Raw genomic sequence first — 26,160 nt, forward strand, 5'->3', positions numbered from 1 at the left:
GAATCCTAGAAAGGTTATGGTCTAGAGGTAATGTCGCATCTTCATAGCTCCCAACGAGTACCTAACTCAGCGACGAGTTCTCAGGACCATATTGTAGCGGTCGTTGTGACCTATAACAGGTTGGATCTTCTGCGTATGACCATGGAGGGAATACGACAGGGTGCTTGCCGTCCTGATTGTGTTGTGGTGGTAAATAATGATTCTACTGATGGGACGGCTGCATATTTAGATAACCTTGAATATGACATTCCTTTAGATATTATTCATTTATCTAAAAATACTGGTGGCGCTGGTGGCTTTGCTGTTGGTATTGATCGTGCGTTGTTTACTCATCAGGCAGATTTGGTGTGGGTGATGGACGACGATACTCAGCCTTTAGAAAATACTCTTTTAGCCAGTTATCGCGCGTGGCGTGATTATTCGGTGATTCGTTCGGAACGCCCTGCTTTTGTTGCTTCTCGTGTGGTGTGGAAGAACGGTCTTGACCATCCGATGAATACGATGCGTACCATGTTTGGGGCTACTCGTCGTCAACATCAGTTGGCGCAAAAAGTGGGTGGGCGTCCAATTCGTTCTGGGTCTTTTGTGTCGTTGCTCATGGATGCTGCTGTGATGCGTCGTGTGGGGTTGCCTTGGGCTGATTTTTTCATCTGGAATGATGATTTTGAGTATTCTACGCGTTTGGCTCATCATCGGCATGCTATTGCTGTGGATGATTCTGTGGTGGTTCACCATACTAAGACTTTCGGCACAACAGATGCTGACCCCGGGAAACGTTTTTATAATGATGTGCGTAATAAGATATGGGTGTTTACACGTTGTCGTACGCTCACTCCTTTAGAAAAAGTGCTGTACAGCGGTTCTACGGTAAGACTGTGGTGTAGTACTTTATTGCGTACTTCAAAGAAAAAAAAATATGCCGGCTATTTCTATCATGGTATTAAAAGTTCTTTGAAGCCTTTTCGTTCTAATCAGGACGTGCTTGCTGGGGCGTATGATTTTTCAGATGTTCGTCAGCAGTGTGTGTCGTGTTCTTCGCCTGAGCAGAAGTTTTCGGTGTTGATGAGCACTTATTCTCGTGATGATGCACGTTTCCTTGACCGTGCTATTGCCTCGAATACGGTTGAGCAGAATCGAGCTCCTAATGAGTTTGTTTTGGTCAAAGATGGTGTTCTAACACCTGAGTTAGATGAGGTAATTGAGCGTTGGTGTGCTCGTTCTCGAAAAGGTGAGGTGTGCCCGATTAAGGTGGTTTCGTTACCTCGTAATGCGGGTCTTGCAAATGCTTTGAACGAGGGGCTTAAAGAATGTTCCTATGATGTAGTGGCTCGTGCTGATGCTGACGATATTTCTTTACCGCATCGTTTTGAACGTCAGCTTCCTGAGTTGGTTGGCAAGAATGTTGCGGTGCTTGGTTCGTCGATGTTTGAAGTATCTTTGGATGCTTCTTATATTGAGTCTGAACGGCATGCTGTTCTTGGTTCTGAGCAGATTCGTTCTGCTTTTGCTCATCGAAATCCGATGTTTCATCCTACGGTGATTTTTCGTAAGTCTGCAGTGGAGGCTGTTGGGGGTTATGAGGAAGTCCCCGGAGCTGAGGATTATTGGTTGTGGAGCCGTATGAATGCTGCTGGCTTTGTGTTCCAGAATATTGCTGATTCTTTGGTGAAATATCGTACTGGTGCTGGTGTGTATACCCGTCGTGGTGGTGTGGGTGCTTTTACTAAGGATGTGAAAGTGCAACAGACTCTTTATAACGGCGGTATGATTAACAAGACTGATTTTGTGACGAATTTAGGTGTTCGTCTAGTGTATCGTTTTGTTCCTGTTGGATTACGTAAAAAGGCTTTTCGGTCGTTGATTGGTAGCGGGCAGGCTGATAATAACCTGCGGAAGGAAAAATGTTCATGACGGATATGTCCAGTGATATGGTGCATGATTCTTCTGCACGCCTTGAGCACGCCCATAAACAGCGGTGGATTTATTACCGTATGGCCTTGGACGCTGGTGCTTGGATTGCTGCTTTATTCATTGGGTTCTTCTTGAGGTATGGAAGTTTTGAGCTGATTAACCCATTCGGTTTTTCTGTCGTTGCTGTGATAGCTCTAAGTATTCAGCTTGGATTTGGGTATGCCGTTGGTTTGTACAGTAATCGTTTACCGTATGGTTCTTTTGCAGAGACGAAGCTTCTGGGGTATACCGTTTTATCTGCTGTGGTAGTTATTCAGGCTGTTCTTATTCAGTTTTCGTGGCATATTGGTGTGCCTCGCTCAGCAATATTAATTGTTGCGCCTTTTGCTCTGATTATTATGTCAGTGTTCCGTTATTTTAAGAGGATGCTTCAGGAATATCAGAATCGTTCGCCTGTTGATAAGGCAGTTCCTGTGATTGTGTATGGTGCAGGTTTTCTTGGGCAACAATTAGTGACGAACCTGTTATCGGACCCGAGCTCTCTCTATCATCCTGTTGCACTTGTTGATGATGATCCTTCGTTACGTAATCATCGTATTCAGGGTATTCCTATTCGAGGAACCCGTGAAGATCTTCGTCATTTGGTGACGAGGCTTGGCGCATCTGCCGTTATTTGTGCAAAGAAAGAATTGCCGCTGGGGTATCAGACGGTTGCGGAGGAGATGCGAAGTTTGGGTGTGGATTTTTTGCATTATGCTGGAGTGACGGCTGGAATGAATGGGAATCTCCATTATGAATACCCTTTAATGAGAAATCCTGAGCTTGAAATAGATCGTAGAATTATTGAGTCTGTACGCGGAAAAGTTGATTATAACGTTGATCGCCAGGACATTTTTCAATATTTACAGGGTAAGCGTGTTCTTGTAACTGGTGCTGGCGGGTCTATTGGATCTGAGCTGTGCCGTCAGATTATGGAGTATGAGCCAGAAAAATTAATCATGCTCGATCGTGATGAGACGTTGCTTTTAGAGGCCCTTTATGGAATTAAATATTCTGGTTCTCTAGCTGATGACGGTATCGTGATTGCTGATATTCGTGACGTTGAGGCTGTGAACAAGGCTTTTGAAGAACATCGTCCACATGTGGTTTTTCATGTTGCTGCGTTGAAGCATGTGGCTGCTCTTGAGTCGAATCCGAAAGAGGGCTGGAAGACTAACGTTCAAGGAACACTTAACATTCTTGAAGCTGCATCTAAAGTAGAGGTTGATGTTTTTGTGAATATCTCTACTGATAAAGCTGCTGACCCGAAGAGTGCTTTGGGACAGTCTAAGCGTACAGCTGAAAGACTGTGTAGCTGGTACGGGAAAACTACCGGAAAAAAATATGTTTCCGTTCGTTTTGGAAATGTTTTTGGTTCCAGAGGTTCTGTTAAACCGCTATTTATGAAACAGATTTGTAATAGTAAGCCTTTAACGGTGACAGACCCTAAAGCCACCCGATTTTTCATGTTGGTTGATGACGCATGTGCGTTGGTCCTTCTTGCTGGTGCCTTGGGCAATAGTGGCGAAGTTCTCGTTCTGGATATGGGACAGCCTGTTCCCATCGAGAAAATTGCTCGGCAAATACTTGATGTGTATAAGCGCCCTGATCTTGATATTCAATACACCGGGTTGCGGGACGGCGAAAAGTTAGAGGAAGTTCTTTTTAGTAAAGAAGAGAAAAACGTTTCGAACGAGAAGAACAAACATATTTCTCATGCTCATGTTCCGCCGTTTGCACCAGCAGATTTAGACTATGCGCAATGGTGTCAAAACTATATTGATCACCGTGGGTATGGGCGAAAATAGGATGACCTGTTATCCTCTCGTGCCTTTTCAGAATGGGGTGTTGTCGTGGAAAACATTATGATGTGGGTTCCTGCCTTCGTCGCTTTTATGGTGAGTCTTTTCTTGCCACGGGCAATTATTCCTTTGCTGAAAAAATGGAACATGGTGGATATTCCAACTGAACGTTCTTCGCATCACCGTCAGACATTGAGGGGGATGGGTATTGCCGCTGCTGCTGGCACCTGTATCGCTTATACTCTCGCGATTGTTTTCGGCATGATTTCTATCGACCGTTCTGTTGCACTTTCTGTTTTGGCGGGAATGCTTGGTTCAGTAATTCTTGGTTGGCTCGAAGATTATCGAGGCGTTCCTATTCTTTGGCGTTTTGGTATTCAACTTGCTATCGGCGTGGTAGTGACATCTTTGCTGACCTATTCTTTGCATACATCGTGGGTGTGGGTTCCTCTAGCGGTTTTGGCCATTGCCGCTTATATCAACGTTGCAAACTTTATGGACGGCCTGAACGGTATTTCTGGGTTGCACGGTTTTATTGTTGGCGGATTTTATGCTTATGCCGGTTGGGTGAATGATCTCAATTGGTTGTTTATTGGTGGGTCTGCTTTATCACTGGCGTATTTAGCATTTTTACCGTGGAATCTTAGAAGTGTAAATAATGTTTTCTTGGGGGATTCTGGTTCTTACTTTTTAGGTGGCTCTATTGCGTCAATGGCTGTTGGCGCTTTTCTCTCTGGAGTGTATTTAGAGTATTTGTTATCTCCTGTTTTGGTGTATTTGGTAGATACGGGTGTGACTCTTTGGTTGCGTATCTATCGTAGAGAGAAGTGGTATTGCCCTCACCGTCAGCATGCTTATCAGCGTTTAACGGATGTTGGGTTGTCTCATGTTCAGAGTGCTTTAGTCGTTTCGTTGTTGACTATTTTTATTTCAGTGCTTGCTATTGTGACGTTGCCGTATGAAACTCAGGAAGCTATCTGGGCTGGTTTGTTGACTTTTGTGTTGCTTGGTGTGTATTTGTTTTCTCCGCAGTTGATTAGGAAGTTTAAAAAAGAATCTCGTGAGGAGATTCAAGAGCAGGGTTCTGTTCATGAACAAAAGTAGCTCCGTCTGGAAAAACATTTTCTTTTCGGTGAGTAAAATTGTTATTCCAGTAACGATCACAGGTATTATGGTGGGAGCACTTATTCAAGGGCGCTGGGGTTTTCTAGCTTTTTTGGTAGGTAGTCTCATCGTTCATATATGGTTTAGCGTAGATGTTCTTGTGGCTCATCGTGCTGAACGTGTTTCGATGGCAAACGTGGCACGCCAAATGGTGGTGTGTTACGTCATTAAAGTAATGATTGGTGCAATGTTGCTACTGGTTGTTCCTTTGCCGCAAACGATGACGAATGGTTGGATGTTATCTGGCGCTTTGATGGTTACGTTGGTGTGGTTAGTGATGACAATGAAGAGCATTATGGCAATGCGCATTTTGTATTTTGCTGATCATGATTGAGGTAAATGTCGGAATAAGTGTGAAGGAAATGAAGAGTGAGTAAGGCACAGAATCCTTGGTGGCGTGGCGATAAAAAGCTTCGTACTACGGGAGAGCTTGTTGCAGGTGGCGGAATTGCTGGGGCAATCATGACTTTGCTCTATGTCATATTGGGTATTGCTATCTGGAGTTTGGTAGGCTTTGTGCTGGATCACTTTTTAGGAACTCGATGGTTAGTTTTTGCTGGTGCCTTGGTAGGTGCTTCCGGAGGGTTCTACCTCGTTTGGTATCACATGACGAACCGTGGCTAGCTACCTCATTGAGTCACACATTATTTTTCAATAACATAATTTATATGTACACGGTCATTTTGACTAAATACTTTGATGCAAGAAAGGACTTGCCTTGATCGTAAACGGGCTTGTTACCGCCGCGGGATATGTTCCTCCCACGGTTGAAGATACTCATCTTCCCGATATTTTCACGATTGGTTCGTTTGGTTTCGGCAAGCAGATGCTGCTGGTGATACTTTCCGTTGTCATCGTTGCAGCATTTTTTATGCATGCAGGTCGCAAGCGTGCGATGGTTCCTGGACGTGAACAATTCATTGCAGAGAGTGGTTATCTTTTTATTCGGAACTCTCTAGCAAAAGAACTCATCGGTGCTCAGGCATATAAGCCCTTTGTTCCTTTGCTTTTTACTGCTTTTTTCTTCATCTTAGTTAATAACCTGTTTGGTTCTATTCCTGGTATTCAGCTACCTCCGATGTCTCACGCCGGTGCAGCCTATGTGATGGCAGGCTTCGCATGGTTTACATGGGTTGGTGTAGGTATTAAGCGCAAGGGCTTTGGGGCTTTCTTTAAAGATCTCACCATGCCTTCTGGTGTTCCTCCCATTCTTTATATCATTCTTGTGCCGATTGAGTTCCTCTCAAATCTTCTGATTCGTCCTGTTACACACGCGCTTCGTCTTTTTGCGACGATGTTCGGTGGGCATATGGCAATTTTGGTTGCTGCTTCTTTGACTCAGTACCTCATTGTTGAGGTGGGGGGATTTGGTTCTCTTGCAGCTATCGGTTCTGGTGCTCTCGGTTTGTTCTTCTACTTCCTTGAATTGATGATTCAGTGCATTCAGGCGTACATCTTCACGTTGCTTCTAGCTGTCTATCTTCAGGGTTCAGTTTCAGAAGGACACTAAAAAAGTTTTCTCAAGTTCATCAAGAGCTTGAAGGATATAGCATCCCGTAACATGCGGGTAATCACCACATAATCAAAACTCTGCTCGTTGAAACAAGAACACAAACGAGCACTGTTGAAAGGAAACAACATGGCAATCGCAGGCTCCCTGAGTGTTATCGGCTACGGTCTTGCATCTATCGGTGGCGGTATTGGCGTTGGTCTAATCTTCGCTGCTTACATGACTAGCGTTGCTCGTCAGCCTGAGTCACAGCGCACTCTTCAGCCAATGCTCTTCATGGGCTTCGCTTTGGTTGAAGCACTTGCAGTTTTGGGTCTCATTCTCGCGTTCATTATGTAATAAAGGCTCACGCCTTATTCTCTAATCTATAGAACAGGAATTTTCCCTATGTCATATTTGATGGCTGCTGGAGAGGAGCACAGCGTTAGCCCTCTCTTCCCGAGCGTTTGGGAAATGGTCATTGTCTTCATCGGGTTCCTGATCCTCCTCCTCATCGTTACCAAATACGTTATCCCGATGTTCGAAGAGATCTATCAGGAACGTAAAGAGGCTATTGAGGGCGGTCTTGCTAAAGCTGAAAAAGCTCAGGCAGAAGCGGCCGCAGCACGCGAAGAGTACAACCAACAGCTTGAAAGCGCTCGTTTGGAAGCACAGAAGATTCGCGAAGAAGCTCGTACTGAGGGTGAAGCAATTCTTGCTGAGTTCAAAGAACGTGCAACTGTTGAGGCTCAGCGCATTACCGATAATGCACAGAAGACTATCGAAGCCGAACGTGTAGCTGCTCTAGTTTCTCTTCGCTCTGAGGTAGGAACTTTGGCAACATCTTTGGCTGGCAAAATTGTTGGCGAATCCCTTAACGATGATGAGCGATCAGCTCGTGTAGTAGATCGTTTTCTTGCTGACCTTGAAACCGAGCAGCAGAACGCAGGTGTAGCTCGGTAATGGCAGGAGTATCTACTGAATCACTGAAGAAGGTGGAAGCGGTTCTTACTGCACAGCGTGCAGTAAGTCCTGACTATCTTGCTAAAGAGCTGTTTGCTGTTGTTGACGTCTTAGACGCTGATGGCGGTCTGCGACGCGCTCTGACCGACCCTTCTCGTAGTGAACAAGCACGCGAAGGAATTGTTCAGAAAGTATTTCGCGGTAAGGTCTCAGAGTCAGCACTGAACGTTTTTGTAGCGGCTGCAACTGCACGTTGGTCTGCTGAACGTGATTTAGCTGATGCTCTCGAGCATGTGGCTGTTGATGCAACAGCTCAAGCTGCAGAGGTACGCGCAGGCACCAACACTTTGGAGACGGTTCTTGATGAACTACTCACTTTCATCAACACTTTGAATTCTTCTGCACAAGCACAGATTGCTCTTACCGACGACCGTGCACTACCAGAAGCAAAGAAAAAACTTGCCCTCACTCTTGCTGGTTCTCCAGCAACAGCTGAAGGCCAGTTGTTGATTGAACGTGTGAGCGTCGCACCTCGCGGAATGACACCTGCACGTTTGGCAGAAAAATTCGTTGAAATTATCGTCAAACGTCAAAAACGCTCGGTTGCACGTGTTGTATCAGCCCGACCTCTAACCGACGCACACATCGAAAAGTTACGCCGTGGGCTTTCACAAGCCTATGGACAAGAACTGAAGCTAGACATCACCGTTGATCCTCAGGTAATAGGTGGACTCAAGGTTCAAGTTGGAGACGAGATTCTTGACGGCACCGTCCAGTCACGTCTGAACGAGCTCAACCGCTCTATCGTTGCCTAAGACTACGGATTGCACACGCAATAGTGATTTAGCAGATACAGATGGAAGGTGCGTTTCTTCTCACCATGGTGGTTAGAAGAACGTGCCAACCGTAAAGCAAGTTTCGGTTTTCACCCACGACCTGTGGGGGAGAACCACACATTAGGAGAGCAGGGACAAAAGATGGCCGATTTGACCATCAACGCCGACGACGTCCGTAACGCGCTAAACGAGTTTGCAGCGTCTTACGAACCCGGCAAAGTAGAACGAGTAGAGGTGGGTCGAGTATCGTCAGCATCTGACGGTATCGCCCGCATTGAGGGTCTTCCCTCCGTCATGGCTAATGAGTTGCTTCGTTTTGAAGACGGCACTCTTGGCTTGGCGCAGAACCTAGACACCCGCGATATTGGTGCTATTATCCTTGGCGATTTCACCGGTATCGAAGAAGGACAAGAAGTACACCGCACCGGTGAAGTTCTTTCCGTACCCGTAGGCGACGCATACCTTGGTCGTGTTGTTGATCCTCTGGGTAACCCCATCGACGACATGGGACCTATCGAAGCTGAAGGTCGCCGTGCGCTAGAACTCCAGGCGCCTGGTGTTACCCAGCGTAAGTCTGTGCACGAACCATTGCAGACCGGCCTTAAGGCTATTGACGCAATGATTCCTATCGGTCGCGGACAGCGTCAGCTCATCATTGGTGACCGCCAGACTGGTAAGACCGCTATTGCTGTCGATACCATTTTGAACCAGAAAGCTAATTGGGAATCTGGCGATCCTCAAAAGCAGGTTCGTTGTATCTATGTGGCTGTCGGTCAGAAAGCATCGACTATCGCTGCAGTACGTAGCACCCTTGAAGCACGTGGCGCTTTGGAATACACCACCATCGTTGCTTCTCCTGCATCTGATGCAGCAGGCTTCAAGTATCTAGCACCTTACACCGGTTCTGCTATTGGCCAGCACTGGATGTACGGTGGTAAGCACGTTTTGATTATCTTTGACGACTTGTCAAAGCAGGCAGAAGCATATCGTTCTGTTTCCTTGCTTCTACGCCGCCCACCAGGACGTGAAGCATACCCCGGTGACGTTTTCTACTTACACTCTCGTCTACTTGAGCGTTGCGCAAAGCTCTCTGACGAGCTAGGCGCTGGTTCGATGACTGGTTTCCCCATCATCGAAACCAAAGCAAATGACGTCTCCGCGTTCATTCCTACGAACGTTATTTCCATTACCGACGGACAGATCTTCTTGCAGTCTGACCTTTTCAACGCAAACCAGCGTCCTGCAGTTGACGTAGGTATCTCGGTTTCTCGTGTGGGTGGTGCCGCACAGACCAAGGCCATGAAGAAAGTCTCCGGTACTCTCAAACTCGACCTTGCACAGTTCCGCGCAATGGAAGCTTTCGCAATGTTCGCTTCTGACTTGGACGATGCGTCCAAACAGCAGCTCACCCGCGGTGCTCGTTTGACGGAGCTTTTGCGTCAGCCTCAGTACACCCCGTACGCGGTTGAAGAGCAGGTTGTTTCTATCTGGGCAGGTACGAACGGATACCTTGATGACGTTGAGGTCTCTGACGTACTCCGTTTTGAGAAAGAGTTCATCGACTACCTCCGTCGTTCCACTGGCGTCTTGACCGCTATTAGCGAGTCCGGAAAGCTTGAAGACGACACTGTAGCTGCATTGAAGAATGCGGTTGCTGAGGTCAAGCGTAACTTTTCCTCTGAAGGTACTAGCCACCTCGTAGACGCTGGTCATGAGGAGCATAAGCCAGTATCTGATGCGGACGTATCTCAGGAAACCATCGGTTAGCGATAATCCTGATGTGGTTGTGCTGTTCTGAGCCTAACAGCGTAGAACAGCACAACTGCTAGGACTGAAAGGAAGCTCTATGGGAGCCCAAATTAGGGTTTACCGCCAGAAGATTAATTCGACGTCGTCGATGAAAAAAATCTTCAAGGCGATGGAGATGATCGCGACCTCTCGTATCAATAAGGCACGTAAGAGCGCAGATGCTGCAAGCCCTTATGCTGCTGCTTTGACAAAGGCTGTTACTGCTATTGCTACTCAGCACCCCATTCAACACCCGTTGTTGACTGATACGTCTGTTAAGCATCGTCGTTCAGCTATTTTGGTGATGACGAGTGACCGTGGCTTAGCTGGATCATACTCTTCATCCGTTTTGAAAAAAGCGGAGGGTCTGATTGAGAAGTTGCGTAGCGAAGGTCGCGAGGTTCAGCTTTACCTTGTTGGCCGTAAAGCAAAATCATATTTTGAATTCCGTGAACGCCCGTATGAGCGTGCATGGGAGGGTAACACCGATAACCCTAACGTCGAAACGGCTGTTGAAATGCGTGAAGCTTTGCTTGATGCATATTCACGTCCTTACGAACAGGGTGGTGTCGATGAATTGCATATCGTGTACACCGAATTTTTGTCGATGGTAACTCAGGAAACAAAGATTCTTCGTCTACTACCGATTGCTGTTAAAGAAGCACGTCGTATGGGTGAAGAAATTGTTCCAGGTGTTCGCCTTGATGAAGAGCAATTTGAACAGGATGCTATGTTCGAGTTTGAACCTAGCCCTCAGGAAGTGCTGGACGCGTTGATGCCTCGTTATGTGGCGTCTCGTCTGTACGCCTGCTTATTGCAAGCTGCTGCTAGCGAACTTGCTTCTCGCCAGCGTGCGATGAAGTCTGCTGGTGATAACGCAGATGAACTTGTCAAGAAGTACACTCGTTTGATGAACAACGCTCGTCAGGCTGAGATTACTAACGAGATTTCTGAGATTGTCGGTGGCGCTGACGCCCTCGCCGCATCTTAGCAGAAGACCAACCAATAACTTTCTCTTATTAGGTAAGTGAGAACTATGACCTCCACTGTAAATGAATCGGCAGCTACGCCGACTCAGGGCGCTACTGGCCGCATCGTGCGCGTCATCGGCCCTGTTGTCGACGTTGAGTTTCCTGCCGGTCAGGTACCGGATATTTACAATGCGCTCACCGCTGATTTAACTCTCGGTGGCACTACTACTACGATTACTTTCGAGACCGCTCAGCACTTGGGCGACTCTATCATCCGCGCAATTTCTTTGAAGCAGACCGACGGTTTGGTGCGTGGACAGGCTGTTGTTGACACTGGAGCACCTATTTCTGTTCCTGTGGGTGACGGCGTGAAAGGACACATCTTCAACGTTCTCGGTGACGCTCTTGACGTCGATAACTCCGAGATTAAAGCTGACACTTACTGGCCTATTCACCGTACTGCTCCTGGCTTCGCAGAACTTGAAGGTTCTACCGAAATGCTCGAGACCGGTATTAAGTCCATTGACTTGCTGACCCCTTACATTAAGGGCGGTAAGATTGGTCTGTTCGGTGGTGCGGGCGTTGGTAAGACCGTTTTGATTCAGGAAATGATTACCCGTGTGGCTCGTAACTTCGGTGGTACTTCTGTATTCACCGGTGTGGGTGAGCGTACTCGTGAAGGTAACGACCTCTGGGTTGAAATGGAAGAAGCCGGCGTTCTTAAAGACACCGCGCTTGTGTTCGGTCAGATGGATGAGCCTCCAGGAACTCGTCTTCGTGTGGCTTTGACTGGTTTGACCATGGCGGAATACTTCCGCGATGTGAAGAATCAGGACGTTCTGCTCTTCATCGACAACATCTTCCGTTTCACTCAGGCAGGTTCTGAGGTATCCACCCTTCTCGGTCGTATGCCTTCTGCCGTGGGTTACCAGCCTAACCTTGCTGATGAGATGGGCTTGTTGCAGGAGCGTATTACCTCAACTCGTGGTCACTCTATTACCTCTATGCAGGCTATTTATGTTCCTGCGGATGACTACACTGACCCTGCTCCAGCGACAACCTTCGCTCACTTGGATGCAACAACTGAGCTTTCTCGTGAGATTGCTTCTCGTGGTCTGTACCCTGCTATTGACCCGCTTTCTTCAACCTCACGTATTTTGGATCCGCAGTACATCGGTAACGAACACTACGATACTGCTATCCGTGTGAAGGCTATTCTTCAGGAGAACAAGGAACTTCAGGACATCATCGCGATTCTTGGTGTGGACGAACTTTCTGAAGAGCAGAAGGTTGTTGTTTCTCGTGCACGTCGCATTGAGCAGTTCCTCTCTCAGAACACTTACACTGCGAAGCAGTTTACTGGTGTTGAGGGTTCAACTGTTCCGTTGAAGGACACCATTGAGTCCTTCCAGATGATTTGCAACGGCGATGTAGACCACATCCCTGAGCAGGCGTTCTACAACATTGGTGGTATGGACGATGTCTTCCGCCGCTACGAGGAAATCAAGGCACAGACTGGAGCCAAGTAATGACGGCACTAAAAGTCGAGGTTGTATCTCGTGAACACCGTGTGTGGGAGGGCGAGGCGAAATATGTTCGTGCTCGCACTGTCACCGGTGATTTGGGTATCCTTCCGGGGCATATCCCGACGTGTGTTCTTCTTGCTGAAGATGGTGAGCTGTACATTGAGCCGGTTTCTGGTGAGCCGATGACGACCACTCTTCAAGAGGGGTTTTTGACGGTTTCTAATGACCGCGTCACTATTGCTGCTAAGCACGCGAAGGTCTAAATAAACCTCATATGAGAAGAGGTGTTTGTTTCTTCTCCTTCTGTTCAGAAGGGTGAAGAAGCAAACACCTCTTGTTTTTAATGGTGGTGCTCTAACACTGTGAGTCTAAGAGCATGATGAATTTTTATATGGTGTTATATTTTGGGGTTTAGAAGAGTCGGTTTTCTGATTGGTCTACTCCGCGCATGGCGTCGTAGTCGAGGCTGATACAGCGGATACCGCGGTCTTCTGCGAGGGTTCTCGCTTGCGGTTTGATGCGTTGAGCTGCGAATACGCCCTTGACGGGGGCAAGTAGCGGGTCACGATTGAGTAGTTCGAGGTATCGGGTGAGCTGTTCAACACCGTCGATGTCGCCTACACGTTTGAGCTCTACCGCAATGGATGCGCCGTTGGCGTCTCGTGCCATGATGTCAACAGGGCCGATAGCGGTGGGGTATTCTCTGCGGACGAGAGTGTATCCGGCACCGAGGGTTTCGATTTGTTCGGCAAGGAGGCGTTGTAGATCGGATTCTACGCCGTCTTTGACGAGTCCGGGGTCGATGCCGAGGTCGTGGGAGAGTTCTCCGATGACCTCGTAGATTCTGATGAGAAGACGGTCGTCGCTTTTGGCTGCTTGTACCGTCCATAATTGTTGTATTTCGGGGTCTGCCAGTTCGGTGAATTGGCTGCTTTGGGTGAGTTTTTCTCCCTCTAGGACGTGCATATTGACCGGTGGGTTCATCCAGTTCAGGGGCTTATAGGAGCCTCCGTCGGAGTGGATGAGTACCGAGCCGTCATTTTTGAGCATGAGTAGGCGTGTGGCACGGGGGAGGTGGGCACGTAATCTGCCCTCATAATCTACGGAACATTCTGCTATAACAAGTCGCACGCACATAACTCTAACAGTTTGTGCAGGCGCTGGGTGTCGATTCTGTGGGCGTGTATTTGAGTGTGAGCCGGATATGTACGATAGTAGTATTTATGTCCCGCAATTCTTCTCGTCGCCGTAATGGCAATTCTGGCCGTGCCCCTAGTAAGTGGCAGCGTGCAGCTGTTTCTTCTGGCCGTGATATTTCGAGGATTCTTGATCCGTCTCCGACGGTTGAGGTTGCTTCAGATGGTCACTGGTATGTGCAGTATATGCCAGCGGTGAATGCTCGCAAGAATTATATTTGTCCTGAATGTGGGCGAACTATTAGCCCCGGTGTTGCACATTTGGTGGTGTGGCAAGAAAATCATCTTTTTGGTAAGGCTCAGGCTATTGCTGAGCGTCGGCATTGGCATCAGCGGTGTTGGCAGACTCGTCGCCGTTGATATTTTAGGTGTAATCCTGCAATAGAACGGGGTGTGGGGTATGAAGAACGATTCTTCATACCCCACACCCCGTTGTATTGGTGTTATACGGTTTTAGTTTTTGTCTTGTCTCGGTACGAGTATTTCTTGAACGAGGATGAGACAAGACGCCGCAACAGGGATGCCGATGAGTGCACCGAGTACGCTCCAGAGGCTTCCGCCTGCAGCCACTGCAATGATGGCGATACCGCCGGGGACTGCAACAGCTTTAGACATGATGCGCGGTGAGATGAAGTACGCTTCAACTTGTAGGTAGATGAAGTAGCAGATAGCGAATGCTAGAGAGACTTGCCATCCAGCGGTGAGCGAGAATACGGAGACGATAATTCCTGCGGAGACTCCACCAATAAGGGGGATAAAGGCAAGGATGACGACGATGAGTGAGAAGAGCTCGGGGAAAGGAACCCCTACGATGAGCATGACGGTTAGTGCAAAAGTGCCGTTGAGTAAGGCTACGGCTGCTTGCCCGAGAACATAGTTACCAACGGATTCGGTGATTTTGTCGGTGAGTTTGCTGACGGTTTCACGTTTTGAGGCGGGGGTGAGTCGAACAAACCATGCTTTCATCAGGGGTAGTGATGAGAGGAAGTAGAGGCTCAAGAAGAGTACAATAATTGTTCCGGTAAGAATGTTGGCAACGGTTGAGCCAGCGTTGACGAGGGTGTTGAAGAAGGAACTGACAACGTTGGAGTCTGAGGTGAGTCCTTGGAATGTTTTTGATACTTCGTGTGTGACCCAGTTACGTATACCAAATTTTTCGTCGATGGAGGTGAAAAGTGGTGAGTTGAGGAAGTCTGCGAAGTCGTTGGGGAAAGAATTGACGAATTGGATGGTTTGTCGCGCAATTTTTGGGACGACCCATGAGATGAGTCCGACAACGATGAGGGCGAAGGTGACGACGACGGCGGGTACGGCGGCTGCACGTGGAAGGCCGAGACTTTCTAGCTTGCGTACGGCGGGGTCGAGTCCGAGGGCGATAAAGAGCGCCCCAACAATCCAGCCGGCGAGTGGGCCGATATTGGTGAGGAAGTAGAGTGCTAGTAGTGCTGCACCGACACCGACGGTTAGGAGGAAGCCGACACGGACTGGATTAGCGATAGCGATAGCGGGCGCTTCGAAGGTGTTGGGTGAAGAGTCGGTTTCTTCTGCCGTGTTTTCGATGGTGTCGATGCTGGTTTCTTCTGTTAACGTTTCGGGTTCTTCTGGTGGTTCAAAGCGTGGGCGAGGTTGTGGGCTGGGTAAGCCTACGCGTTTATTTTTGCATTGGTTGAGTTTTTCTTTGAGATGTTTGAAAGTTTTCTCGACTGCAGATTCTTTGGGCATAATTTTTTATTTTCGTCTTGATGTACGGTGTATCTGAGACAACTTTATACCTTATTCCTGAGAGTAGGATTCAGCCGACGGCTAGAAACACTGCTTTATGACGAGAAAAAACGGTAGATTTTAGATAACGCAACATTCTTTTATTTGTAGGAGGTAAGCTGTGGCTTCTTCTCATGAACCTTTTATTCCGTCGTCGGTTCGTCGTGCACCTGACTTATCTCAGTTGGCTCAACAGCCGGCTTCTGCTGAGTCTTCTGCACCTGCTGGTGATACTGCGGTGAGTTACCGGTATGAGGTTACCAGTGGCGAGGATTTTCAGAAGTATGTTCAGATGTCTTCGCAAGGTGCTGTTATTTTTGTGCTGTGGTCTGCACAGTCTGCCGCTTCGGAGCAGACGTTGCGTGCCGTTGAGGAGGTTGTAAATTCTGCTGGCGGTAATTTGTTGTTGGCGTCGGTGGATGTGGGTGCTCACCCTGAGATTGCTCAGGCGTTTCAGGTGCAGAGTGTTCCGGCAGGTGTAGCAGTTCTTGCGGGGCGTCCGGCACCTTTGTTTAATACTCCGATTGATACTGCGCAGGCGACAGATGTGTTGCAGCAGGTTCTCCAGATTGCTGCAGAGCACCAGTTACCGGGTGGTTTCGCTCCTTCGGCGGGTGAGGTTGCGGAGAAGCCTTTACCTCCGTTACATCAAGAGGCATTAGACGCTATTGACCGTGGTGATTATGCTTCTGCTCAGCAAGCGTATCAGCGTGCTTTAGCCGAGAACCCAGGGGATAAGGACGCTAAGCTGGGGTTGTCTCAGGTGAATCTGCTATCGCGGGTGTCTGCTTATGATACGGTGCAGGTGCGTGCTCAGGCGGCGCAAGAGCCGTTGAATGTTGATGCGGCGTTGGCTGTTGCTGACCTTGATATTTCGGGTGGGCATGTTGAGGATGCGTTTAATCGTCTTATTAACGTGTTTAAACAGGTGGATGCCTCTGCTCAGAATACGGTGCGTGAACGTCTGGTAGAGCTTTTTGATGTGGTTGGTTCTGCTGATCCTCGCGTGGTTAAAGCGCGCACTGCTTTAATGACCGCCCTCTTCTAAAAGAGAGCGCCACACACCGCCTAACCCCTTGCACCGGTATGGTGGTTGGGGGCGTAGTATGAGTGATGAATATTTGCTGTGGTTGACAAGAACACATAGACTGTGAACCACAGCATTTATTATTTAACTGTTAGATGATGTGCCGAAATAGTATGCGCTCGCAACGAGAGGAACGCTTCATGACAGATCAGATTCCGTGGAATACACCTTCTCAACCAGACACCGAAGAACGCGACCTTACCCAAGTGAGCGAGCAGATTCCAACACCAGAGCATTCTGCTCCGTCACAGTCCATGGCGTTGAGCCTACGCTATTTGGTCAAAGAATACCGAGACAAGGTGGCTGTAGACGGTATTAATCTGGACGTTCCTCGTGGCTCCTTCTTTGGGCTGGTGGGACGTAACGGTGCTGGTAAAACGACCACTCTGAACATGGCAACAGGGTTGTTGCGTCCTACCGCTGGAACAGCGCATATTGGCGCAATAAACATTTGGGAAGACCCTATTGCCGCTAAAAAGCAGGTGGGTGTTCTTCCTGATGGTGTGCGTCTTTTTGATAAGCTCACCGGCGAACAACTTTTATATTATGCGGGCATGTTACATGGGTTAGACCGTCAGACGGTTAAAGAACGTAGCGCCGACCTGTTGAACGTCCTTGAAATGGGTGATGCTGGTGGGCGTCGCGTATGCGATTATTCTGCTGGTATGACAAAGAAAATTGGGTTAGGGTGCGCGCTGATTCACGCCCCTTCACTTCTGATTCTTGATGAGCCGTTTGAGGCGGTAGACCCTGTTTCGGCGTCGAATATTCAGGATATTTTGCGCGGGTATATCCAATCGGGTGGAACGATTGTGCTCTCGTCACATGTGATGGATTTGGTGGGGCGCCTATGCGACCACGTGGCAGTGATGAACGAGGGACGTATTGTTGCTTCTGGCACGTTAGATGATGTGTGTGCCGGCAAGACTTTAGAAGAACGGTTCATTGAACTGGTTGGCGGACGTGTTGTTTCGGAGGGAATCTCATGGTTAAAGTCCTCCTCAAACTAAAATGGGCAGATTTTGTTGCCTCTTTTAAACGTAATACGTGGGCTATCGTTGGCACCGTTATTGCCTTGCTCTATGGGGTTGGTCTTCTTGCCGTGTGGGCTTTTGCGTCACTGACAGCCGGCACAGAATCACCCCAACAGCAGATATGGGCGCTGTGCTTTGGTGTGGTGGCTAGTCTTATCTGGCTGGTGGTGCCCTTATTCTTTGCATGGGTTGATAATGCCCTTGACCTCGATAAGCTTGCCCCGTACCCGTTGTCGGCACGAGATATTCAATGGGCGCAACTTTGGGGCAACCTCATAGGTGTTCCCGGCTTTTTAACGGCTCTTACCACACTTGTGACTGCTGGTGCTTTCATTCATCAGCCGTTAGTGTTGGTCAGCTATATTTTGTGTGCTCCGGTGGGGCTACTGTTAATGATGATGATTTCTCGCCTCATTAATATGGTGGGACAGCGTATTTACCAGAATCGTATGCTGCGTAACGTGATGTCGGTAGTCACGGTTATTCTGATGATTTGTTTAGTCCCGTTTCTCATGCTGATTGCTGGTGCTGTGGCGTCTATCTGGGATTATCTTCCAACCATTTTTAACATTTTGGCGTGGAGCCCGCTGGGTGTTATATGGGCTGTTCCTGGTGATGTTTTTGACGGCGCATGGGGGATAGCTGCCGGTCGTTGTGCTCTGACTGCTGTGTATGTTGTGGCTGGTTGGACGCTAAGGAATAAGTTGCTCACCCATGAGATGGAATATTTGGGTGCTTCAACAGCGCAAACCGGTACACGCACTAAAGAAGCAGGGAATATCGGTATTTTTGCGCATTTTCCAGCTCATGCACGTTGGGTTGTTGCCGCTCGCACCATACATTCTTTCTTCACCGATTCTCGCATGAGCGCATTTTTGGTGATTCCGCCTGCATTCTATGTGCTGATGACTTTCGGTGAAGCGTTCTCAGCTTCTGCAGGCAGGGATAGCGGCGCTTTTTCTGATATTGGGCCATTGTTTATTGCGTTGATGATAGGCTCTACGTTCTATTATTTGGTGGCGTATGATGATTCTGCGTTGGCCACGCATCTTATTTCTCCACTGAGCGGAAAAGATGACCGCTGGGGCCGTTTCTATGGTTTGGGCATTCTCTTCTTACCGATTCTGCTCTTCTGTTTAACGTTTTTCTTATGGTATCGTGGCGCTAGTTTTGTGGAGTTCTTCGCTCTTGCTGGTGGTTCGGTTGGTGCTTTTTGTACGGCTGCTGCTATTAGCTCATTATTTGATGTGACGTTGCCGCCGCCGACTCCGCCACCTGGTTCTGGCCCGTTCAAAACACCGCAGAATACGGGCGGTGCTGGTTTGGTTCTGGCACGTTTAGGTGTCTCGTTATTGACTTTTGCGGCGCTGATACCAACCTTTGTGCTGTACGGTATCTACTTGTTGACGGGGCAGGACGTGTGGGCATGGTGCACGGGCGCAGTGTCGCTGGTGTATGGTGTGCTGTGCGTGTGGTGTGTGATGCGTGTGAGTGCTCGCCGGTATGAGCGTCATGCTCCTGAGTGTTTTGCTCAGTTGAAGCGGTAACATACTTTTCTTTTGTGTAGTATGTGGTTATTGATGTATTGCTGTTTGTGAGGAGGAGAGATGTCTTCTATTCCTGGAGTTGAAGATCCTTTTGCGCCGGATACGCGTGGTGGCACTGCGTTGTTGGAGCGTGAGCTGACGGAGACTGTTGAGCCGGGTGACCATGAGCGTTTTAGCCATTATGTGCGTAAAGAGAAGATTATGGAGTCTGCTCTGACGGGTAATCCTGTGCGTGCGTTGTGCGGTAAGGTGTGGACTCCGGGGCGTGACCCTGAGAAGTTTCCGGTGTGCCCGCAGTGTCAGGAAATTTATGATGGTTTGCGTCCGGGTAAGGATGATGGCGACGGCGAGAATTAGCTGAAGCTGTGAGGTGACCCTATCTAGCTATGTGGCTGGGTAGGGTCATTTTTTGTGTGCGCTTTTGTGACGAAGTGTAGGTGCTGAAAATTTTAGTTCAGCTTATAATAAGGCTGGTTAGGTGGAGGCGGTGCGTTCTCTGCAGGTTTAAATATATTTCTGGTAAGGAGTTCTTATGGCAGATTCTGCACATAAAGACTGGAAAGAAAAACTCAGAGAAGAGTTTAATGCGAAAACCGATTTTGATATTATTTCTGGGCGCAATAAAGAAAAAATAGATAAAGCTAAAGAGAATGAATACATAAAAGAAGGCCAGATTGCTAATGCTGAGTTCTTAGGTCTTACTGCTATGCGGGAGTACATCAAGAATAAAGCAGACGAACATAGTGTTAGCCAATATGAAGTATGGGAATTTCTTGAAGGGAAAGTTCATTCCCGTGTCGCGTATTATTCTTATGAGAAGTATTTTGAAGTAAAGTTCTGGAAAAGTCTAGGTCGTTTCCTTCTGATGTTTTTAAAATTCCCATTTTTTTCGGAGTCCATATTTTCCGAGTCGGAAAATGAGGGGAAAAAAATTCCGGACTTCTTGGAGTTCGTATATATTTTTACTCAATTTTTTTTCCCAGTTGGGTTAGCGGTACCTCTATTTTTTATGTTTGGGTTCGGTCCATTGCCAGTGGCAGTGCTGTTCTGTTGTCTTCTTTTCGTGAGCCTTTCTGTTGAGTCCCTTAAGAGTTTTTTGCCGAGCTTTTCTAATAAGATCTCTCCAAATCCATCTTTTCTAGGAAAATTATGGATTCTTTGTAAATTTTTTTTGGTGTTTCTTTTCATAAATAGTGTCCAAATTTTTATTTTAGTATCACTTGTAGTCTTACCTTTAGTGTGGTGTTTTATCCCTGAATCTAATATTATTGTTTATTGCATAATTCTTTTGTCTTTGACGATTTTATATATGCTATTTTGGTTTATTGTGTTGTTTTTTGTTAAACTTGGTGGGCGTTATGCTATGGGTGTCGATTTTTTACTTATGACAGCATCATCGTTTGCCTTGGGTTCACTATTTTCGAATTATAACAAAAATGCAGAATTTTTGCTTATTCTGGTTTGTGTTATTTATTTTATTATTTTTATTAATAAAATTAATTCATATTTTGGAAAAAGTAATAGTGTTTTATTTGAACAATACCAGCAGATAATTATTGCTGCAGAACCTCCACGAGAAGAAAAACCAATCCGCCCATGGGAAACGAATCATCACCTCGAGAACCAAGCTGAGAACCAAGCCGCTGAGGTGGAGCCAGAAACTACCGAAAAGAATTTCAGAAAATCATCCGAAAAATAAAGAAATAGCTGAACCGGAGCACAACACAACACACCAACTAAACTCCAGCTTACCCCTGTAAACGCACAGAATCTCACCGCCTATGAAGAGTTCACGTACACCACAAAAACACCCCACCTGCCTTCCCTTGTGATGTACGTGAACTCGTGCGCAAGTAGAGAAAACAAGCCAAGCGCACTAAACTCAACAGAGCACCCACGCACACAAAGCACACGGGCGCCACCACAAACACAGGGGGAGAGAACACCATGAGCGAAAACAACGAACAAGAATCACTATTCGACGCACATAACACACCCAACACCGAACTCTCACCCGCATACCCCAACCGTGCAGCATGGGGCACCGCCACCAAACTACGCGCATGGCAGGCAGAAGCCATGAACAAATACTTCAGCGAAAACCCGCGCGACTTCATGGCAGTAGCAACCCCCGGCGCAGGTAAAACCACCTTCGCACTCACCGTCGCCAAAGAACTCTTCAACCGCGGAGTCATCAACCGGCTCACCGTCGTCGCCCCCACAGACCACCTCAAAAAACAATGGGCAGACGCCGCCGCAAAAGTACACATCGCCATCGACCCCAACTACAAAAACTCCGACGGCTCACACGGGGCAGAATACCAAGGTGTAGCACTGACCTACTCACAAGTAGCACACAAACCCCTACTACACCGCGCCCGCACCGAAAACGGGCGCACCCTCGTCATCATGGACGAAATTCACCACGCCGGCGACGCCCTCTCATGGGGAGACGGGCTACGCGAAGCATTCGAACCCGCCACACGCCGACTCGCCCTCACCGGCACACCCTTCCGCTCCGACGATTCACCCATCCCATTTGTCCGCTACGAAGAAGATCAAGACGGCATACGACGCTCCGCCTCCGACTACTCCTACGGGTACGGCCCAGCCCTCAAAGACCACGTCGTGCGCCCCGTCATCTTCATGGCATACTCCGGCAAAATGCAATGGCGCACCTCCGCTGGCGAAGAAATGGCGGCACAACTCGGTGAAGGCTTCACCAAAGACGTCACCGCACAAGCATGGCGCACCGCACTCGACCCGCAAGGGCAATGGATACCCACCGTGCTCACCGCCGCCGACAAACGCCTCACCGAAGTACGCCGAACCGTACCCGACGCCGGCGGACTCGTCATCGCCACAGACCACCAAGATGCACGCGCCTACGCCGAAAAACTCCACGCCATCACCGGTGAAAAACCCACCGTCGTACTCTCCGACGACAAAACCGCATCCGAAAAAATTGACCAATTCTCCGCCGGAAACCAACGCTGGATGGTCGCAGTGCGCATGGTATCCGAAGGCGTCGACGTACCCCGCCTTGCCGTCGGTGTTTACGCAACATCAACCAGCACCCCGCTCTTCTTCGCACAAGCCGTCGGACGTTTTGTGCGTGCACGCAAACGAGGAGAAACCGCCTCGGTGTTCCTCCCATCAGTACCGCAATTGATGATTCTCGCCAACGAGATGGAAACCGAACGAGACCACGCACTCGACAGAAAAACCGTAAACACACCCGCCGACCCGCTCAACGAAGGACTCGATGACCACCTCGTCGACGAAGCCAACCGTGAAGACCGCGCCAGCGAACAACTCACCCGCGGAAAATTTGAGGCACTCGGCTCTGAAGCGTCTTTTCATGGGGTGCTCTACGACGGCGCAGAATACAGCACCGGCGGTGTAGCACTCGGCTCCGAAGAAGAACAAGACTTCCTCGGCATCCCCGGGCTACTAGACGCCGAACAGGTCAGCACGCTACTTCAAGCGCGCCAAAAAGAACACGCTGCACGTAAACCACAAGGCAGCACACCCACCGTGGTTGATCACCGGCAGCTCAAGAACCTCAGAAATCAGTTAGCGAAGAATGTTTCTGCCTACGCTATTCGTTCTGGAAAAGCGCACGGGGTGATTCATAACGAGTTGCGTCGCGCCTGTGGTGGACCAGCGGTTGCACAAGCAACTGCCGACCAAATTAGGGCACGCATCGATAAGCTGGCTGACTGGTTTATTGGAAGAAAATAACAACACCCACTAGGCTGGTATAAGTGTAGAGCGACCATAAAACATTAAAGAAAATACGGTGAGCGTACTACACACCACCCTATGTGGGGTGTGTAGTACTCTCACCGTAAAAGCCTCTAACGGCAGAAAAAGCGGGGGAGTGCTAGTCTTCTACTACGGTAACGCCCGCGTCCTCTAACTGCTCAACAGCATCAGACAAACCCTGCTCACTCACAGGTGCTGTCAAACCCAACAGAACACGAGTGTCATAGCCGGCATCAATAGCGTCAAGCGCCGTAGCCTTCACACAAAAATCGGTGGCAATACCCACCACATCAACCTCAGTAATCTCATGCTCTTGAAGCCAATCATCAAGAGAGACCTTCGGAGAATCGTCCACCTGCTGAGCCTGAGCATCACGCTCACCGGTCATCACAGTATCCTCCGGTGCAAGAAGCCCCTCAAAGCCAGAATAAGCAGCCTCAAACGCACCCTTACGGAAATACCCGTCAATATAATCGGTATCAAGGTTAGGGTGAGTCTGCGCGCCCTCACTATCGGCAACACAATGCACCGGCCACGACACCTGATAATCAGGAGTATCACTAAAATGCTCACCAGGGGAGATATGCCAATCCAAGGTCGCCACAATCGTGCTGTACTTATGATGGTTGTTCTCCACATACTCACTAATGAGAGAAGCAACCTCCGCACCAGACTCAGTAGCTAAAGAACCACCCTGACAAAAATCGTTCTGAACATCGACAATAATCAACGCTTTAGACATGGTATAAACCCGTTTCTTTCTAGACATCTATGCTGTGTGTACATGTTGCCTCACCACACAACCAAGCGGCTACGGAGGTGAGGCAACACCATATCAAAAAAGAGCAAAAACCCTATTTCTGGTCAATAAACTCGGTAGGAATCACCGGATCACCAGCAGAAAGACGATGCGCCGCATACGGAAGTTCCTGAATAGAACGCTGATGACGCTCCGCCGCACGACGCACACCCTCAGCACCCACAAAACCAGGCAGAAGCTGCCCGTCCTTGACGAACTCGACAAGTAGTTCACGAGAACTCTCAACCTGCAACGGGGTCGGCCCAACACCAATCAGCTCCGCCGTAGCAACACCACGAGAATTCAACTGGCGTACAGCAGACTTACGCCCACCATGAGAACCCTTACCCCGAGAAGCCTTAGCAACAGGCTCCATCACACCATCACTATTTTCGCGGGCAACAACCTTATACACCATTGATGAGGTAGGAGCACCAGAACCGGTCACCAGCTTAGTGCCCACACCATACGAATCAACAGGGGCAGCAGCTAAGGACGCAATAGCGTACTCATCTAAATCACTGGTGACCGTAATTTTCGTGTTTGTATTTCCTAAAGAGTCAAGAAGTTCGCGCACCCAACGCGCCTGAACCACCAAATCGCCAGAATCGAGACGAACACCGCCAAGCTCCTGACCAGCAAGATCAACCGCTAAACGAACAGCTTTCTCCACATCATAGGTATCCACCAAAAGAGTGGTCTTATTACCAAGAGAAGCTAACTGTGCGCGGAACGCTTCCTCTTCGCTATCGTGCAAAAGAGTGAAAGAATGAGCGCTCGTACCAATCGTGTGCAAACCGTAGCGTCTGCCTGCCTCAAGGTTAGATGTCCCCTCAAAACCGGCAATGACGGCGGCACGAGCAGCCGCCACCGCCGCCTGTTCGTGGGCGCGTCGGCTACCCATCTCAAGGCACGGGCGGTCGTTTGCGGTAACAGACATACGAGACGCCGCCGAAGCCACCGCAGAATCATAATTCAAAATAGACAGCAGATACGTCTCTAAAATGCAGGCCTCAGCAAAAGTGCCCTCCACCTGCAACACTGGAGAATGAGGGAAAAACACCTCACCCTCAGCATAACCATAGATGTTTCCGCTAAAACGAAAATTCTCTAAATACGAGAGCGTCTCATCATTGACCACCTGCGCATCCGCTAAATAATCTAGCTCTGCGGTGGTAAAACGAAAATCTGCAAGGCCCTCTAAGAAACGTCCTGTACCGGCAAGAACACCGTAGCGTCTGCCTGCAGGAAGACGGCGAGTAAAGACCTCAAAAACACTGTGACGGTGCGCCGTACCAGACTTAAGCGCTGCCTGAAGCATCGTCAATTCATAATGGTCAGTTAATAAAGCTGTTGAAGTAGACACGACACTAACTTTACTGCCTGAAAGAACGTTATATAACCTCCAGCACGAACTTTATGCTAAATACATAAGGTAAAATTGCATGTAAGTAGATTGCTGGACACAAAACAACACCACACTCCACACCACACTGGCCAAAGACAGCTCAACCGATAGGATAGACCAGTAGCTACCGACCACCCATCCACACGAGAGCTCACCCACCCCAGGACGTAAGGAGCAACCATGTCAATTGCCCCACAAGAAGCCCCACACCAAGAGGCCAGCACCCACCAACAACCAGACACCCCCTGGAACGTCATCGTCTGGAACGACCCCGTCAACCTCATGAGCTACGTCACCTACGTCTTTAGAGCACACTTCGGCTACAGCACCAACAAAGCCAAAACCCTCATGCTACAAGTACACAACGACGGAAAAGCCATCGTCTACACCGGCACCAAAGAAACCGCCGAAAAACACACCCAAGCACTACACAGCTGGGGACTCTGGGCAACCTTCGAAAGGGCAGAAAACTAACATGGCACAAGGATTCAAAGCCACACCACGCGGATACACCGCACAATTCTCCGCCACCGAAGCAGAACTACTCGGCAAACTCTTCAACGACGTAGCCACCGCACTCACCCCCGACGAACAACCAGAAAAAGACCCCCTCGCCGCACTCATCGGCATCACCGAAAACACCGACATCCCCGAAGACCCAGCCGTCGCACGCATGCTCCCCGTCGCATCCGACGACCCAGAAGTAGCCGACGAATACCGACGCTACACCGAACTCTCACTACGCCAACACAAAATAGGCAACCTCAAACTTGCACACATGCAAGTACAACACCGCAACATCACCCTCAACGACGAACACGCACAAGCATGGGCCTCCGCACTCAACGACGTACGCCTCACCCTCGGCGAAAGACTCAACATCCACAGTGAAGAACAAGCCGAGAAAATCGGCGAATACACCAACAACAACACCGTCGAAACCGTCGAAGAATACATGTCCTTCGTCTACAACTTCATCACATGGCTCCAAGACACCCTCATGGAAGCAATGCTCAGCCAACTACCCGACGACAACTAACCCACCTCACACCACAGCGTGAGATTTATCCT

At 48.8% G+C, this 26,160-nt stretch carries 26 protein-coding genes; 22 read left to right on the forward strand and 4 right to left on the reverse strand.

Annotation, left to right across the window (positions count from 1 at the left end; genetic code table 11):
* Nucleotides 1-30 precede the first annotated feature (30 nt).
* The 13 genes from ACN08X_RS06695 to ACN08X_RS06755 all read left to right on the forward strand — a co-directional run bounded on the left by ACN08X_RS06695 (nt 31) and on the right by ACN08X_RS06755 (nt 12,752).
* Nucleotides 31-1,911, forward strand: coding sequence for a glycosyltransferase (locus ACN08X_RS06695; RefSeq protein ID WP_419108286.1), 1,881 nt, complete (start codon nt 31-33; stop codon nt 1,909-1,911).
* A complete protein-coding gene (locus ACN08X_RS06700) occupies nt 1,908-3,758 on the forward strand; it encodes a polysaccharide biosynthesis protein (protein ID WP_419108287.1) in 1,851 nt (616 codons plus the stop codon). Before ACN08X_RS06695 ends, ACN08X_RS06700 begins: the two co-directional genes overlap by 4 nt.
* Nucleotides 3,759-3,803: 45 nt before the next feature.
* Nucleotides 3,804-4,856: an MraY family glycosyltransferase gene (locus ACN08X_RS06705; protein ID WP_419105987.1), complete on the forward strand. Its 1,053-nt coding sequence runs from the start codon at nt 3,804-3,806 to the stop codon at nt 4,854-4,856.
* Nucleotides 4,843-5,250 (forward strand): hypothetical protein, encoded by a 408-nt coding sequence (locus ACN08X_RS06710; protein WP_419108288.1) that lies wholly within the window; start codon nt 4,843-4,845, stop codon nt 5,248-5,250. Before ACN08X_RS06705 ends, ACN08X_RS06710 begins: the two co-directional genes overlap by 14 nt.
* 35 nt (nt 5,251-5,285) lie before the next feature.
* Entirely contained in the window at nt 5,286-5,540 is a 255-nt protein-coding gene (locus ACN08X_RS06715; protein ID WP_419101475.1) for a hypothetical protein, read from the forward strand.
* A gap of 94 nt (nt 5,541-5,634) precedes the next feature.
* Complete coding sequence (gene atpB, locus ACN08X_RS06720; RefSeq protein ID WP_419101474.1) at nt 5,635-6,426, forward strand: F0F1 ATP synthase subunit A; 792 nt, start codon at nt 5,635-5,637, stop codon at nt 6,424-6,426.
* Nucleotides 6,427-6,555: 129 nt separating this feature from the next.
* Nucleotides 6,556-6,765, forward strand: a complete 210-nt coding sequence (gene atpE, locus ACN08X_RS06725; RefSeq protein WP_419101473.1) for an ATP synthase F0 subunit C — start codon at nt 6,556-6,558, stop codon at nt 6,763-6,765.
* Nucleotides 6,766-6,813: 48 nt separating this feature from the next.
* Nucleotides 6,814-7,368, forward strand: coding sequence for a F0F1 ATP synthase subunit B (locus ACN08X_RS06730; protein WP_419101472.1), 555 nt, complete (start codon nt 6,814-6,816; stop codon nt 7,366-7,368).
* Entirely contained in the window at nt 7,368-8,183 is an 816-nt protein-coding gene (locus ACN08X_RS06735; RefSeq protein ID WP_419101471.1) for a F0F1 ATP synthase subunit delta, read from the forward strand. Before ACN08X_RS06730 ends, ACN08X_RS06735 begins: the two co-directional genes overlap by 1 nt.
* 162 nt (nt 8,184-8,345) lie before the next feature.
* A complete protein-coding gene (atpA, locus tag ACN08X_RS06740; protein ID WP_419103657.1) occupies nt 8,346-9,971 on the forward strand; it encodes a F0F1 ATP synthase subunit alpha in 1,626 nt (541 codons plus the stop codon).
* A gap of 79 nt (nt 9,972-10,050) precedes the next feature.
* A complete protein-coding gene (locus ACN08X_RS06745; RefSeq protein WP_419101470.1) occupies nt 10,051-10,983 on the forward strand; it encodes a F0F1 ATP synthase subunit gamma in 933 nt (310 codons plus the stop codon).
* A 45-nt stretch (nt 10,984-11,028) separates the two neighbouring features.
* Nucleotides 11,029-12,492 carry a F0F1 ATP synthase subunit beta gene (gene atpD, locus ACN08X_RS06750; RefSeq protein WP_419101469.1) on the forward strand — a complete coding sequence of 488 codons (1,464 nt, stop codon included), beginning with the start codon at nt 11,029-11,031 and terminating at the stop codon, nt 12,490-12,492.
* Nucleotides 12,492-12,752, forward strand: coding sequence for a F0F1 ATP synthase subunit epsilon (locus tag ACN08X_RS06755; protein ID WP_419101468.1), 261 nt, complete (start codon nt 12,492-12,494; stop codon nt 12,750-12,752). Before atpD ends, ACN08X_RS06755 begins: the two co-directional genes overlap by 1 nt.
* Nucleotides 12,753-12,900: 148 nt before the next feature.
* On the opposite strand, the gene nucS is transcribed toward ACN08X_RS06755, so the two are convergent.
* Entirely contained in the window at nt 12,901-13,620 is a 720-nt protein-coding gene (gene nucS / locus ACN08X_RS06760) for an endonuclease NucS (protein ID WP_419106936.1), read from the reverse strand.
* 92 nt (nt 13,621-13,712) lie between these two features.
* On the opposite strand from nucS, the gene ACN08X_RS06765 reads away from it, so the two are divergent.
* Nucleotides 13,713-14,045 (forward strand): ATP/GTP-binding protein, encoded by a 333-nt coding sequence (locus ACN08X_RS06765; RefSeq protein WP_419101466.1) that lies wholly within the window; start codon nt 13,713-13,715, stop codon nt 14,043-14,045.
* Nucleotides 14,046-14,138: 93 nt separating this feature from the next.
* Here ACN08X_RS06765 and ACN08X_RS06770 read toward each other — a convergent pair whose 3' ends face one another.
* Complete coding sequence (locus ACN08X_RS06770) at nt 14,139-15,407, reverse strand: AI-2E family transporter (RefSeq protein WP_419108289.1); 1,269 nt, start codon at nt 15,405-15,407, stop codon at nt 14,139-14,141.
* A gap of 160 nt (nt 15,408-15,567) precedes the next feature.
* On the opposite strand from ACN08X_RS06770, the gene ACN08X_RS06775 reads away from it, so the two are divergent.
* The 6 genes from ACN08X_RS06775 to ACN08X_RS06800 all read left to right on the forward strand — a co-directional run bounded on the left by ACN08X_RS06775 (nt 15,568) and on the right by ACN08X_RS06800 (nt 22,858).
* Nucleotides 15,568-16,494, forward strand: coding sequence for a tetratricopeptide repeat protein (locus ACN08X_RS06775; RefSeq protein WP_419108290.1), 927 nt, complete (start codon nt 15,568-15,570; stop codon nt 16,492-16,494).
* Between the two features lie 179 nt (nt 16,495-16,673).
* Nucleotides 16,674-17,543 carry an ABC transporter ATP-binding protein gene (locus tag ACN08X_RS06780; RefSeq protein ID WP_419101463.1) on the forward strand — a complete coding sequence of 290 codons (870 nt, stop codon included), beginning with the start codon at nt 16,674-16,676 and terminating at the stop codon, nt 17,541-17,543.
* A complete protein-coding gene (locus tag ACN08X_RS06785) occupies nt 17,519-19,114 on the forward strand; it encodes a hypothetical protein (protein ID WP_419108291.1) in 1,596 nt (531 codons plus the stop codon). Before ACN08X_RS06780 ends, ACN08X_RS06785 begins: the two co-directional genes overlap by 25 nt.
* A 60-nt stretch (nt 19,115-19,174) precedes the next feature.
* Nucleotides 19,175-19,471, forward strand: a complete 297-nt coding sequence (locus tag ACN08X_RS06790) for a DUF3039 domain-containing protein (protein ID WP_419101461.1) — start codon at nt 19,175-19,177, stop codon at nt 19,469-19,471.
* A gap of 175 nt (nt 19,472-19,646) precedes the next feature.
* Complete coding sequence (locus tag ACN08X_RS06795; protein WP_419108292.1) at nt 19,647-20,813, forward strand: hypothetical protein; 1,167 nt, start codon at nt 19,647-19,649, stop codon at nt 20,811-20,813.
* 248 nt (nt 20,814-21,061) lie between these two features.
* Nucleotides 21,062-22,858: a DEAD/DEAH box helicase gene (locus tag ACN08X_RS06800; RefSeq protein WP_419108293.1), complete on the forward strand. Its 1,797-nt coding sequence runs from the start codon at nt 21,062-21,064 to the stop codon at nt 22,856-22,858.
* A gap of 142 nt (nt 22,859-23,000) precedes the next feature.
* Here ACN08X_RS06800 and ACN08X_RS06805 read toward each other — a convergent pair whose 3' ends face one another.
* Together ACN08X_RS06805 and ACN08X_RS06810 are read right to left on the reverse strand one after the other, a co-directional pair.
* Nucleotides 23,001-23,624 (reverse strand): isochorismatase family protein, encoded by a 624-nt coding sequence (locus ACN08X_RS06805; protein WP_419108312.1) that lies wholly within the window; start codon nt 23,622-23,624, stop codon nt 23,001-23,003.
* Nucleotides 23,625-23,736: 112 nt separating this feature from the next.
* Complete coding sequence (locus tag ACN08X_RS06810; protein ID WP_419108313.1) at nt 23,737-25,002, reverse strand: nicotinate phosphoribosyltransferase; 1,266 nt, start codon at nt 25,000-25,002, stop codon at nt 23,737-23,739.
* Nucleotides 25,003-25,269: 267 nt separating this feature from the next.
* Between ACN08X_RS06810 and clpS the strand changes: the two genes are divergently transcribed.
* Nucleotides 25,270-25,563 (forward strand): ATP-dependent Clp protease adapter ClpS, encoded by a 294-nt coding sequence (gene clpS, locus ACN08X_RS06815; RefSeq protein ID WP_419108294.1) that lies wholly within the window; start codon nt 25,270-25,272, stop codon nt 25,561-25,563.
* Between the two features lies 1 nt (nt 25,564).
* Nucleotides 25,565-26,128 (forward strand): DUF2017 domain-containing protein, encoded by a 564-nt coding sequence (locus tag ACN08X_RS06820; RefSeq protein ID WP_419108295.1) that lies wholly within the window; start codon nt 25,565-25,567, stop codon nt 26,126-26,128.
* Nucleotides 26,129-26,160: the final 32 nt, after the last annotated feature.

The organism is Rothia sp. P6271 (assembly GCF_048512995.1).
Lineage (GTDB): Bacteria > Actinomycetota > Actinomycetes > Actinomycetales > Micrococcaceae > Rothia.